The sequence below is a fragment of the Pseudomonas sp. TE31087 genome (genome assembly GCF_057284075.1).
Genome location: NZ_JBXVNN010000001.1, coordinates 2085161 through 2097843, shown reverse-complemented (window position 1 = coordinate 2097843; position 12683 = coordinate 2085161). Strand labels below are relative to the sequence as shown.

Here is a 12683-nt window from a genome sequence, read left to right as displayed (position 1 = left end):
GTTCTCCTCAGGCGCTGGCCTTGAGCGGCGTGGCGGCGGCCTGCTGCACCAGCGGCAGGACTTCCTGACCGATGCGCAGGGCCTCTTCCAGGTGCGGGTTGGCCGCCAGGATGAAGGTCGAGAAGCCGGCGTCGCGGTATTCGGCCAGGCGCTCGGCGATGTTCTGGTGGCTGCCCACCAGGCCCACGGTCGGGCCGGGCTTGGCCTTGGCGAAGCCGGCCCAGAGATTGCGCGCCAGCTTCAGTTCGTCGAAGTCCTGCAGGTGCTGGTGATAGGCCGCCTGGCGGGCGCCGCCGACCGAGTCGGAGCCCGTGACGAAGCCCTTGGCGATGGCGCTGCTCTTGCCTTCGAGGCGTTCGAACTGCTGGCGCAGCTCGCGCCAGGCCTGCTCTTCGGTTTCGCGGGCGAACAGGTCGACGCGCAGGCCGAAGCGCACCGTGCGGCCCTGCTTGTCGGCCAGTTCGCGCACCCGCTCAAGGTGCGGCTTGAGCTTGTCGATCGGCTCGGCCCAGTTCAGGTAGACGTCGGCGTGGCGGGCGGCGACCTCCAGCGCGGCGTCGGAGAAGCCAGAGAAGTACACCCCGGGCTTGCGCTCGTGGGCCAGGCCCGGCGGCAGGCTGCCGTGCTCCAGGCGGTAGATGTCGCCTTCGTAGGAGAAGCTGTCGTTGGCCCACAGGCCCTGGATCACGTCGAGGAATTCGCCGGTGCGCTTGTAGCGCAGGTCGTGTTCGAGGAAGTCGCCGTTGGCGCGCTGGCTGGCCGGGTTGCCGCCGGTGATGATGTTCCAGTCCAGCCGCCCGCCGCTGAGGTTCTGCAGGATCGCTGCCTGCTGCGCGGCGTAGGCGGGCAGGGTCCAGGTGGCCTGGAAGGCGATCAGAAAGCGGATGCGCCGGGTCTCGCGGGCCAGCGCCGCGGCGGCGATCCACGGCTCGGGGCCGGTGGGCAGCAGGGCGCCTTCGAAACCGGCCAGCTCGGCGGCCTTGGCCACCTGGGCGATATAGTCGATGTAGGTGAAGCCGTCGGCCTCGCCGCTGGGCAGGCGGCCGGGGGCGATGTGGCCCGGGCGGTGCTGCGGGTTGCCACGGGTGTGGCGATCGGTGGAGAGTTGCGGGCCGTCGGTGCCCAGGGGCAGGCGCCAGAAGAATTCGGTGGTCATGGGGGCTCCTGAAGGGGAGGTGGTCGATGGGGAGGGTGGTGCAACGGCTGTGCCATGGCGCTGCAGGGCGGGAACTGCGAGGGATGGCGAGGGTGAGGTGTTGCTGTGGCAGCAGCCGGGCAGCAGTGATTGCATGAGCAGCAGCAGGGCCCTATCGCGGGGCAAGCCCGCTCCCACGCCAATTGTGTCGTTGCAGGTCTGGCGTGGGAGCGGGCTTGCCCCGCGATGGGGCCGGTAAGGGCAACCTAGTGCTCGATGGCGACCTCCCCGGCACTGCGCAGATACGCCTCGTACAACCCGGCATACACCCCGCCGGCCTCCACCAGCGCGGCATGCCGGCCCAGCTCGACCACCCGCCCATGGCGCACCACGGCGATCCGGTCGGCGTCGCGAATGGTCGCCAGGCGGTGGGCGATGATGATCGCCGTGCGCCCCTGGCACAGCCGGCGCAGCGCCTGCTGGATGCGCCGCTCGGTGTGCACGTCGACCGCCGAGGTCGCTTCGTCGAGCACCAGCACCGCAGGGTCGGCCAGATAGGCGCGCACCAGGCACACCAGCTGGCGCTGACCGTGACTCAGGTGGCTGCCCAGCGGGCCGGCTTCGGTGTGGTAGCCCAGCGGCAGGCGCTCCAGCACCTCGTCGGCACCCAGTTCGCGGGCGGCGGCGATCAGTTGGGCGTCGTCGGCGCCGGGCCGGGCCAGGCGCAGGTTGTCGAGGAGGGTGCCGCTGAACAGCACGTTGTCCTGCAGCACCACGCCGACGTTGCGCCTCAGGTCGTGCTGGGCCAGCTCGCGCAGGTCGATGCCGTCGAGCTTCACCGCCCCGCGTTGCACGTCATAGAAGCGCGTGAGCAACTGCACCAGGGTGCTCTTGCCATGCCCCGAGGGGCCGACGATGGCCAGCACTTCGCCCGCCGGGATATGCAGGTCGAGCCCGTCGAGCACCGGGCGTGCGCTGGTGTTGTAGGCGAAGCCGACCTGCGCGAAGTCCACCTGGCCACGGGCCCGGCCCAGCGCCTGTGGTTGCGCGGGGTCGAGCACCTGGGCGCGGGTGTCGAGCAGCAGGAAGATGCGCTGCGCCGAGGCGCTGCCGGTGGCGTAGCGCTCGAACAGGTCCGACAGCTCCTGCAGCGGGCCGAGGAACAGGAACACGTAGAACAGGCTTTCGGCCACCTGGCCGACGCTCACCCGGCCTTCGGCCAGGCCGAAGGCGCCCACCAGCAACAGCACGGCCATGCCCGCCGTGCCCAGCAGCGCGGTGAACGGCGCGAACCAGCCGGTGCGCAGGCTGCCGCGGATCAGCGCCTGGTTGAACACCTCCAGCAGCTGCCGGTAGCGCCGCTGGTTGCTGGCCTCGCGCCCGCACTGCTGGATCAGCCGCACGCCGCTGACGCTTTCGACCAGGTGCGCGGTGAAGCGGCTGCGCTGCTCGGCGACCTTGGCCCAGTTGCGCTGCGACACCCGCTTGAAGCGCCAGGTGGCCAGTGCCAGCAGTGGCACGGTGGCCGCCAGGCTGTAGAAGAAGCTCGGCTCGATGCGCCACAGCATCACCCCGGCCAGGCCGCAGCGCAACAGGGCGCCCAGCAGCTCCGGCGGGCCTTGCACCAGCAACGGCTCCAGCGCGTCGACGTCGCGGTCGGCACGGGCGATGATGCGCCCGGCGCGGGTCTGGTCGAAGTAGCTCACCGACAGCGCCTGGACATGGGCGAACACCTGCACGCGCAGGGTGTTGAGCACGCCGATGGCGGCACCGCCAGCAATCAACTGCGAGATGCCCGCCAGCAGGAAGCGGCCCAGCCAGCTGGCGGCCAGGCCCAGGCCGAGCCACAGCACCAGGCGCTCGTCCAGCAGCCAGCGGCCGGCGTTCTGGATCAGCCCGCGGTCGAGCAGCTCGCGGACGAACCACGGCCGCAGGAACACGGTGAACACCAGCAGCAGCTCCAGGCCGATCACGCTCAGGATCGCCCCACGGATCGGCCGCAGCAGCGGCAGCAAACGGCCCAGCATGCCGCGGTCGAGGGCCTGGCGGGCCAGGCGTTGTTCGATGTCGATATCGCTTTCAGCCATGCTCGATCCCCAGCAGGTCGCGGTAATGGGCGTTGTTCGCCGTCAGCTCGGCGTGGCTGCCGCTGGCGCTGATGCGCCCGCCGTCGAGCAGCAGCACGCGGTCGGCCAGCAGCAGGGTGGACAGGCGGCTGGTGATCAACAGCAGGGTCGGCGCACGGCCGGTCTGGCTGCGTTGACGGTGCAGGTTGTCGAGCACGCGGCGCTCGCTCTGGGCGTCCAGGGCGCTGGTGGCGTCGTCCAGGCACAGGATGTCGGGCGCGCCGAGTAGGGCGCGGGCCAGGCACAGGCGCTGGCGTTGGCCGCCGGAAAGGGTCACGCCACGGTCGCCCAGTGGCGTATCCAGGCCGTGGGGCAGGCGCTCCAGCACGTCCTCGGCGGCGGCCTGGCGCAGGGCCTCGCGCAGCTCGCTGTCGCTGGCGCCGGGCGCGGCCAGGCGCAGGTTGGCGGCGAGCGAGTCGCTGAACAGGAAGCTTTCCTGTGGCAGCACCTGCACCCGGCGACGCAAGGCCGCCAGGTCGAGGTCGCGCACATCGTGCCAGCCATGGGTGTCGCTGCCGACCCGCACGCTGCCGCCATCCACTTCGGCCAGGCGCGGCAGCAGGCTGGCCAGCAGGCTCTTGCCGCTGCCGGTGGCGCCGACCAGCGCCACCACCTCGCCGGGGCGCAGCTGCAGCGAGCAGCCGTGCAGCAGGTCGCGGTCGGCCTGCGGCGCGGCCACGCGCACCTGTTCCAGCTTCAGGCCCAGTGGCCCTGCTGGCAGCGCGCCCTGGCCGCTACGGATGGCTGGGTGCTCGTCGAGCAGTTGCCAGATGCGTTCGGCGCTGGCGCGGGCGTCGGCGAAGGTTTGCATGACCCGGCCGATGCCTTCGATGCGAAACACCAGGGTGGTGCCCACCAGCAGCGAGGTCACCAGCTCGCCGATGCCCAGGCGCCCGGCGGCCACCTGGTGGGCGCCGTAGACCAGGATCCACACATGGCCGAGGGCGACCACCGCCTGAGGCAGGGGAATGCGCGAGCTGGCGTAGGCCAGCGCCGTGCGGGCATGGCCGCTGAACAGCGTCACCTGCTCGGCGAAGCGGGCGATGCGTCGGTCCTCGAGGCCGAACGCCTTGATCACCCGCACACCGCCGATGCCTTCGGCCAGGTCCTGGCTGACCTGGTCGTAGGCCGTGGCCACTGCCCGGTCGAGGCCGACCAGGCGTTCGGTCTGGCGCACGAACAGCCACAGCCCGACACCGGTCAACAGCAGCGGCACCAGGCCCAGCAGCGGGTCGTACCAGGCCAGCAGGCCGACTGCCGCCAGCAGCACCAGTGGGGTCTCGACGATCTGCCGCCAGAAGGTGATCAGCGCATCGCGCACCTTGTCGGCGTCGCGGGTGGTGCGGGTCACCAGCTCGCCCATGCCATGGCGCCAGTGGTAGCCCAGGTGCAGGGCCTGGACCTGTTCGAGAATGCGTTCGCGCAGGCGTGTCAGCAGGGCCTGGCTGAGCACCAGCGACAGCACCGCGGCGGCGTACTGCAGCAGGCCGCGGGCCAGGGCGATGGCCAGCAGGGTCCACAGCCAGTGCCAGCCCAGGCTGGCGTCGAGGCTGCCGTCGGCCAGGCGGGTCACGGCGCGGCCGGCGCCGACATCGTCGACCGCGTGGCCGATCAGCCATTGCTGCCAGGCCAGGCCCAGGTTGCCGGCGATGTACAGGGTGGTGACCAGGGTGAAGCGCCAGGGCATCTCGCGGTAGATGGCCAGGGCGCGCAGGAGGGGGTGTCTGGAGGTCATGCAGGGCTCGGGTCTGGTGGTGGGGCGGGCCTCATCGCGGGCTTGCCCCGCGATGGCGTCAGCGACGTGTAGCGCCTTGCGCTTCCTTGGCATTGAGCACCGCCGTGTACTCCCCCGGATCCACCCCGTTGAGGTAGTAGTTGCCGACGTTGTGCAGGCGCCAGCGGATCGGGTCGTGGGTGGTGTGCACCCGGGCATCACGCCAGAACCGGTCCAGGTTCCACTTGCTCAGCGAGGCGCTGGCCCCCAGCAGTGAGAACAGGTCACTGGCGATCTTCAGCGCGGCGCCATCGGCATGCGCCCGGGCGGTGGCCACCGAGAGGATCAGCTCATCCTCCAGCGCCTTGTCCGCCGGGTCGCGCTCATGGGCGTCAAACACCCGCGCCGCCTCGCGCAGCACCGACTCGGCGCCGCGCAGGGCCACGGCGTATTCGCCGACCTGGCGGATGATGTGCGGCTCGTCGCTGGCCCGTTCGACGCCGCTCTCGACCCAGGCCCGGGCGTGCTCGCGCAGGTAGTCCATCGCCGCCTGCAGGGCGCCGGCGGCGATGCCGCTGTCGATGGCGGCGTGAAGGATCTGCGGGAAGGTCAGGCCGGTGCGCTTCATCGGCCCACTACGGAAGGTGACGAAGCGTTCGTCGAGGACGATCTCGTCGAACTTCACCGTGCCGCTCACCGAGTGCTGCTGGCCGAAGGCGTCCCAGTCATCGACCAGGGTCAGGCCGGGGGTGTCGCGGTGCAGCAGCACGCCGGCGCCACCGTCCTCGCTGGCGGCGGTCAGCGAGATCCAGTCGGCCAGGTAGGCGCCGGTCGAATAGAACTTGCTGCCGTTGAGCACCAGCTTGCCGTCGGCGCGGCGTTCGACGCGAGTCTTGAGGGCGAACTTGTTCTTGCCGCCGACCTCGGCCAGGGCATTGCCCAGGCGCTTGCCGGCCAGCACATCGGCCAGCACGCGGTCGCGGACCTCGTCGGGGTAGCCGCCGAGCACGCCGCGCAGCATCACGTTGTGGATCTGCAGCAGCTGGCCGACGCCGCCGTCGGCGGTGGAGACCAGGCGCACGGTCTCGACGATGGTCGCGACCGAGGCGCCGAGGCCGCCGAACTGCGTGGGCACGCCGATGGCGGTGAGGCCGCTGCTCGACAGCAGCTCGGCCTGGCGGCGGGGCAGTTGCCGGTTGTTGCCCGGGTCGGCGGCGAGGGCGGCGATTTCGCCGGCGACCTGGCGGGCGATGTCGATGGCTTCGGATTCGCGGGTGATGCGCCGGGCTGGCGGGTGTTCGATGGTGGTCATGGGTTACCTCGGTGGCAGTGTATGGCCCATCGCGGGTCGGTGTGGGAGCGGGCTTGCCCCGCGATGCCTGCAAACGCCAGAGCAACTTCTTTGCCACAGCCCTGAAGTCCACGCAGTACCGGGCTTTCAGCGCACCCTTGCTGCTCCAGCAGCACCTCTGATTGTCGCTTCTGCTGATCAGGCAACACCCGCGCCGCAATCCTGCATCCTGGTCAGCAGTCGCCACCCTGGCCATCACCGAAAAGCCCGGTATTCCGGGCATCCCAGCCCTTGGCACGAGCGCTGCAACGGTCCTTGCACGACGTCCAAGGAGCCACCCATGACCCTCGCACAAGCCACTCCCAAACCTGAAACCCTGGAGCGCCTCTGGTTCACCCGCTGCCCGGTACCCACTGCCTCGGGCATCGCCTACAAGCTCGGCTGGCTGCAAGATGAATTCGCCGCCGACGGCCTGCCCATCGATACCCTGCAGGAGGCCCGCCAGCTCGGCCATCACCATTACGATCACCAGCTTCCCGGCCTGTTCCGCGAGGGCGGCAACCTGCCGGCCCTGGCCGCCCGCGCCGCCGGTGCGCCGACACGGCTGATCGGCCTGACCTGGATCGAGGAGTGGCAGACCATCCTGGTCCGCCCCGACAGCGACATCCGCCGCCCTGAAGACCTGCGCGGCAAGCGCCTGGCCCTGCCGGCCTGGGGCGACAACCGCCCCGGCAGCATCGCCCGGGCCATGAGCCTGCATGGCTACAAAGGCGCGCTGGCCTCGGCCGGCCTGGGCTTCGATGACGTGCACCTGGTGGAGGTGGCGCTGCTCGACCAGTTCGATGCCGGCACCCCGCAACTGGGCCTGCAACGGCTGTGGTCGGGCCTGGATCCGCTGGTGCGCGGCGAGGTGGATGCGGTGTACGTCAAGGGTGCCGCCGCCGCCGATGCCGCCCGCCGCCTGGGCCTGGTGGTGGGCATCGACCTCGATGTCCTGCCTGATCCGCGCCACCGCATCAACAACGGCACGCCGCGGCCGATCACCGTGCACCAGCGCCTGCTCGACGAGCATTTCGACCTGGTGACGCGCTTCCTCGCCCAGACCCTGCGCGCCGCCGACTGGGCCGCCGGCAACCGCGACGCGCTCAACGGCATTCTCGAGGACGAGACCCGCGCCGGCAGCCAGGGCGTGGCCGAAGCCTATCGCGGCGACTTCCACACCACCCTGGCACCGGACCTGTCGCCCCAGCGCCTGGCCTACCTCGACACCCAGAAGACCTTCCTCAACCTGCATGGCTTCCTGGAACGCGACTTCGACCTCGCCGACTGGGTCGACCACCGTCCCCTGCAAGCCGCCCATGACCTGCTGGCCCAGCGCCGCGCCTGATACCGGAGACCGACCATGACCGTACTGATCAACGAACGCCCCCTCAGCACCGAGCTGCAAGCCTTCACCGACCAGGTGCTGGCCGAGGCCGAAGCGGCCTTCAGCGTGTTCCGCGAAACCCGCACCATCACCGCCAACGGCACCGTCGGCTTCATCGAGCGGGTACCCGGCGAGGAACTGCTGGTGTCGGTGAACTACGGCGGCCCGTGGAGTTATCGCAAGCCGCTGGAGGCGACGGTCAGCGACTTCGCCGGCAATGTCATCCTCGGCAAGGGCAAGGGAGGGCTGGGCCGCTACACCAAGCTGTTCCAGACCCACGCCGACATCACTACCGTGTCCCACGTGCACAGCCCGTACCTCGGCGCCTGGGCCCAGACCCACCGCAGCCTGCCGTTCCACTACGTGCCGGTGCAGCGCTACCAGCTGGCCCGCGAGCTGCCGGTGTACATCGACCGCCGCCAGGCCGAGGTGGATTTCATCCTCGAGCAGATCGCCGCCAACCCGTTCAACCTGGCCATTCTCGAGGCCAACGGCGGCGCCACCGTGTGGGGCAAGCAGGGCCTGCGTGCCACCGCCGAATTCATCCTGCTGCTGGAGGAGGGCGCGCAGATCCAGCTGCTCGCCGACGCCCTCGGCGGCTCGCGTCCTTACGGCCCGGGTGTGCTCACCCAGCAGTGGAAGATGAGCGGCCTGTACGAGCGCGCCAGCGAACTGGGCCTGGTGCCCGGCATCGACCGGCGCAACTGATTCCCCACCTTTCGCGCATGGAGCACGCCCATGGAGGTCAAGATCCTCTGGGGCGTGCGCCCCGCCCTGCCGTGGACACGCTGCGGCAATGCATCAGGTGAAGGCTGCGCAGGCCAGCCGCGACCTCCGTACGTTTGCAACTGCCAGCTTGGCCACCTGCGCCTGCGGTTGGGCGTTGACGCGAGCACTGTAGGAGATCGCCCAGCCCTTCGGGCTACGCTGTCGCGCAGGGAACAGAGTTCCAGCGTGGGAGCGGGCTTGCCCCGCGATCACCGGCGTAGCCGGTGCCAAACGCCGCATCGCGGGGCAAGCCCGCTCCCACGCTGCCCCAGTCAAATCAAAGAGTTGTGTTTTGTTCCATGAGAGCGGCCTTGCCGAGGCGTCGGACCGGCCGGAAAGGGCTGCGCAGCAGCCCCAGGATTTCAGCGTTGACGCAAATATCGCGGGGCCGCTGCGCGTCCTTTTCGCGGCACAAGGCCGCTCCTACAGGGGGCAGTGCCCAGCCTTTTAGCCAGATATTCTCGAAGCGCCAGGCACTGAACAGCGAGCGCTCTGGCTGCGCCGAGGTCAGGCCTGGCTCGGACGGGTGAGCGGGGCGCGTTGCTCACGGAAATGCGGCAGGATGTGTTCGCCGAGGCGGTAGGCCTCCTCCAGGTGTGGGTAGCCGGCGAGGAAGAACAGGTCGATGCCGATGGCATGGTATTCGCGGATCCGCGCCACCACGTTGGCGTGGCTGCCGACCAGGGCGCAGCCCGGCGGGATGCCGATGTAGCCGAAACCGGTCCACACGTTGGGATGGATGAAGAAGTCGTCGAAGGCACGCGCTTCGTCCTGCTCGGCGTATTCGTGCTCGTAGCTCAGCTTGCGCGCGGTGCGCAGCCCGGCATGGGCGGCGCGGGCCTTGACCGTGCCCTTGGCCACGCCCTCGTCGAAGAAGCGCTTGGCCTCGGCCAGCGCGGCGTGCTCGGTGTCGCGGGTGATGACATCGATCGACAGGCCGAAACGGATATCGCGGCGCCCGTGCTTCAAGGCGCGTGCGCGGATGTCGGCGATCAGCGCGGCGATTTCGTCGGGGTGCTCGGCGCGCATCAGGTAGAAGTCGGCGTGCCGGGCGGCGAACTCCCGCGCCGCCTCGGACGAGCCCGCGGTGCAGATCAGCGGCAGCTCGGCCTTCTTCAACGGCCCGCGCAGGCCACCGCCTTCGGCGCTGTAGTAGCGGCCCTGGTAGTGGAAGTCGGGGTTGTGCCAGTAACCGCGCACCACGTCCATGAACTCGGTGGCGCGGGCGTAGCGCTCATCGTGCCCTTCGAAGTCGCCGACCTGGCGCTGGATCGCGTCCGAGCCGCCGTTGATGATGTTCCACACCAGCCGGTTGCCGGTGGCGCGCTGGTAGGTGGCGGCCTGCTGCACCGCCACCCAGGGCGTGTAGTGGTAGGGCTGGAAGGCGGTGACGAACTTCAGCGTGCGGGTTTCGCGGGCCAGCAGCGAGCACACCGTCCACGGCTCCTCGCCGGTCGGCGCGTTGACCATCAGCGCGCCGCCGAAGCCGTTGATCTCGGCGGCGCGGGCCACCTGGCCGAGGTAGTCGATGTAGCTGAAGTGATCGCCCACGGCGAAGCCCGAGACGGCCCCGGTGCTGGGGCCGCCGGCATGCCAGTCGCCGCGGTTGCGCGGGTCGCCCGGGAGGAACTGGGTCTCGCCGTGCAGCGGCAGGCGGGTGAAGAATTCAAGGCTCATGGTCGTGCTCCTGGCTTACTGGACACTGGGGTTGCAGATCGGGGTGACAGGCTGGCCGCTGATGACCTGGCGGGCGAACGGGATCGAGTCCCTGAGCGAGGCGTTGACCGTCTCGCTGTGGCCCAGGCCCTTGTACAGGTGGCCCTGGACCACGGAGCCGGCCTTGCAGGCGTCCTGCATCAGCGCCACCTGGGTGCTGGCGGCGGGGGTCTTGTCCTCGGCGCCGGTGCCGATGAAGATCGGTTGCGCCAGCTTGAGGGTGGGGTACGACACCTGGGCCAGCCAGGCCTTGAGCTGGTCGCCCTGGTAGTCCTTCTTGGCATTGGCCGGGGTCAGCCCGCTGCCGACCACATCGCTGACCAGGGCGGACAGGCAACTGCTGCGCGCCTGCTCGAACAGCGGCAGGGCCTTGTCGGTGTAGAAGTCGCGCGGGTCGATGCTCGGGTCGTGCTGCTGCGCCGCCAGCAGGGTGTAGAAACCGTAGGCCAGCGCCGGGTCGACCTTGTTCACATCCTGCTCGCCGACGTTCTGCGCGCCGATGGTGTAGATCACCCCGGTGCCGATGCTGCCCTTCACCCCCAGGTCCGGCGCATAGGTGGCCGCATAGGCACCGGCAGCGAAGGCCCCGGCGCCGCCTTGCGACTGGCCGACGATCAGCACCTTGTTGGCCAGGCCCGGCACGCCGGCGACCACGGCCCTGGCCGCGTCGAGGATGCCGTAGGCGGCCATGCGGTTGTTCAGCAGCGGGTGGCCGCCGGGCACGCCCAGGCCCTGGTAATCGGTGGCGACGATGGCATAACCCTCGTCGAGCCAGCGGTTGAGGTACTGCACATCACGGTACGAACGGCCGGCCCAGGACGGCGCGCAGATATCGGCGACACCCACGGTGCCGTGGCCCCAGCTGGCCACCGGCCAGCCGCCGGCGGGCGCCTTGCCCTTGGGGATGAACAGCGCGCCGGAGACCACGATCGGCGTCTTGCCGTCGATGCCGTCCAGCGAGGTGTAGAGGATGCGTTGCGCGCTGGCGGCGTTGGGCAGGCTCAGGGCGCTGTCCAGCGGCTCGCTGCGCAGCAGCTTGCCGGGGGGGGCCGGGATGGCCTTGCTCCAGGTGTAGAAGGCCGAGACCCGGCCGTCGCCCTGCTGCGGGTCGGGCTTGGGAGCGAAGGTGTCGGCGGCCACGGCGGCGATCGACAAGGCCAGGGCTGACAACCCCAGGGCGAATGTAACGGGCAGTTTCATGGGCGGATCTCTTGATCAGTGTTGGCTGAGCTGGGCGTCGAGGGACGGCCAGTAATGGGTGAGCTGCAGGTCGCTCAGGGCCTGGCGGGTGAAACCGGTGGCCAGGTCCGGGCCGATGTCGTAGGGCGTGCGGATCAGGCGGTTGTCCAGGGCGTAGCGGGCCAGTGCCTGGTAATGGGCCTTGAGCTGGGCATCGCTCTTCGGCGCCCAGCGCGCCTGCCAGGCCACCGGGTCGTCCTGGTCGTCGCGGCGCAGCACGCTCTCGGCCACGCCGGCGCGGGACGACAGCTTGTAGTAGGCGTCGCGGTTCTGCTCCTGGGAGATCCACCAGGCGGCCTTGACCCAGGCGGTAGCCACCAGCTGGGTGAGGTCGGCGTGCTGCTCGACGAAACGGTCGGTGGCCCACAAGTCCGAGACCAGCCGCCAGTCGTCGGCGCCTTGCTTGGTCGACCAGAGGATGCGCGCCACGCCCTTGTCTTCCAGGGCATAGGCCTCGTTCAGCAGCACCGCCGCATCCACCTTGCCCGCCGACACCGCCGCCGCGCCGACCTGCGGGTTGAGGTTGGCGATCTTGAAGTCGTTCAGTTGCAGCCCCTGGCTTACGAGGAAGTTGCTGAAGGCGAACTCCCATGGCCGGCCACGGTGCAGGGCCAGGCGCTTGCCCTTGAGGTCCTGGATGCTGCGGGCGCTGGAGTTGGCCGGCACCACCAGGTACACGTTGTTGCCGCTGCCACCGGGCACCACCAGCTTGCCCGGCACGTTGCCGGCGCCGGCGATCACCGAGGGCAGGTCGCCGCGCACGGCGAAGTCCAGGCTGTCGTTGCTGAAGCCTTCGTTGATCTGCGGACCGGCGCCGGCGTGGGGCAGGGCGACCCAGTCCAGGCTGATGCCGCGCTGGGCGAGTTGCTGGGCGAGCCAGCCATCCTCGATCACCCGCCCGGGGATGCCGCCGAACACCGGCACGCCGCCCTGGGTGAAGGCGACGATGGCAATGCGCACGGATTTGGGCGCCTCGCCGGCCCAGGTGGTGAGGCTCAACAGCAGGCCGAGCAGGGCGAGGCCATGGCGCCAGAGGATTTTCATGATGTTGCACTCCCGACAGTGTGCGGGCCGCGTGTTTGTGCGGCCCAGGTGTTTGTCAGGCAGGAGCGAAATGCATGCCAGGGCGCTGCGGGCAGGGCTGCAGCCCTTGTGCGGCATGGGTTACGCGCTACAGCGAAGGCATTGGCGCGCGGTTCGGGGTGCTGATCGGCAGGCAGGCCGTTGCTGACCGGTTGCTGCTCCAGCAGCACTGCAACGATTGGTTT

9 protein-coding genes are annotated in these 12683 nt (G+C 69.9%); 2 read left to right on the top strand and 7 right to left on the bottom strand.

Annotated features, from left to right (window positions below; genetic code table 11):
• Positions 1–7 precede the first annotated feature (7 nt).
• The 4 genes from ACZ899_RS09410 to ACZ899_RS09395 all read right to left on the bottom strand — a co-directional run bounded on the left by ACZ899_RS09410 (position 8) and on the right by ACZ899_RS09395 (position 6287).
• Positions 8–1156, bottom strand: coding sequence for an LLM class flavin-dependent oxidoreductase (locus ACZ899_RS09410; protein WP_234562985.1), 1149 nt, complete (start codon positions 1154–1156; stop codon positions 8–10).
• A gap of 245 nt (positions 1157–1401) precedes the next feature.
• Entirely contained in the window at positions 1402–3222 is a 1821-nt protein-coding gene (locus ACZ899_RS09405) for an ABC transporter ATP-binding protein (RefSeq protein ID WP_234562986.1), read from the bottom strand.
• Entirely contained in the window at positions 3215–4996 is a 1782-nt protein-coding gene (locus ACZ899_RS09400; RefSeq protein WP_234562987.1) for an ABC transporter ATP-binding protein, read from the bottom strand. The genes ACZ899_RS09405 and ACZ899_RS09400 overlap by 8 nt, the downstream gene beginning before the upstream one ends.
• Positions 4997–5054: 58 nt before the next feature.
• A complete protein-coding gene (locus tag ACZ899_RS09395; protein WP_234562988.1) occupies positions 5055–6287 on the bottom strand; it encodes an acyl-CoA dehydrogenase family protein in 1233 nt (410 codons plus the stop codon).
• 319 nt (positions 6288–6606) lie between these two features.
• Here ACZ899_RS09395 and ACZ899_RS09390 point away from each other — a divergent pair, with 319 nt between their 5' ends.
• Together ACZ899_RS09390 and ACZ899_RS09385 are read left to right on the top strand one after the other, a co-directional pair.
• On the top strand, positions 6607–7653 hold the full coding sequence (locus tag ACZ899_RS09390) for an ABC transporter substrate-binding protein (RefSeq protein ID WP_234562989.1): 1047 nt from the start codon (positions 6607–6609) through the stop codon (positions 7651–7653).
• Between the two features lie 15 nt (positions 7654–7668).
• The gene (locus tag ACZ899_RS09385; RefSeq protein ID WP_234562990.1) at positions 7669–8400 is read left to right on the top strand and encodes a class II aldolase/adducin family protein; all 732 of its coding nucleotides are present in this window, start codon (positions 7669–7671) and stop codon (positions 8398–8400) included.
• A gap of 567 nt (positions 8401–8967) precedes the next feature.
• On the opposite strand, the gene ACZ899_RS09380 is transcribed toward ACZ899_RS09385, so the two are convergent.
• Genes ACZ899_RS09380 through ACZ899_RS09370 form a run of 3 tightly spaced genes read right to left on the bottom strand, consistent with a single transcriptional unit; the run spans position 8968 to position 12459 of the window.
• On the bottom strand, positions 8968–10137 hold the full coding sequence (locus ACZ899_RS09380; protein ID WP_234563015.1) for an LLM class flavin-dependent oxidoreductase: 1170 nt from the start codon (positions 10135–10137) through the stop codon (positions 8968–8970).
• 15 nt (positions 10138–10152) lie between these two features.
• Positions 10153–11376, bottom strand: a complete 1224-nt coding sequence (locus ACZ899_RS09375) for a lipase family protein (protein ID WP_234563016.1) — start codon at positions 11374–11376, stop codon at positions 10153–10155.
• Positions 11377–11391: 15 nt separating this feature from the next.
• The gene (locus ACZ899_RS09370) at positions 11392–12459 is read right to left on the bottom strand and encodes an ABC transporter substrate-binding protein (RefSeq protein ID WP_203647268.1); all 1068 of its coding nucleotides are present in this window, start codon (positions 12457–12459) and stop codon (positions 11392–11394) included.
• Positions 12460–12683: the final 224 nt, after the last annotated feature.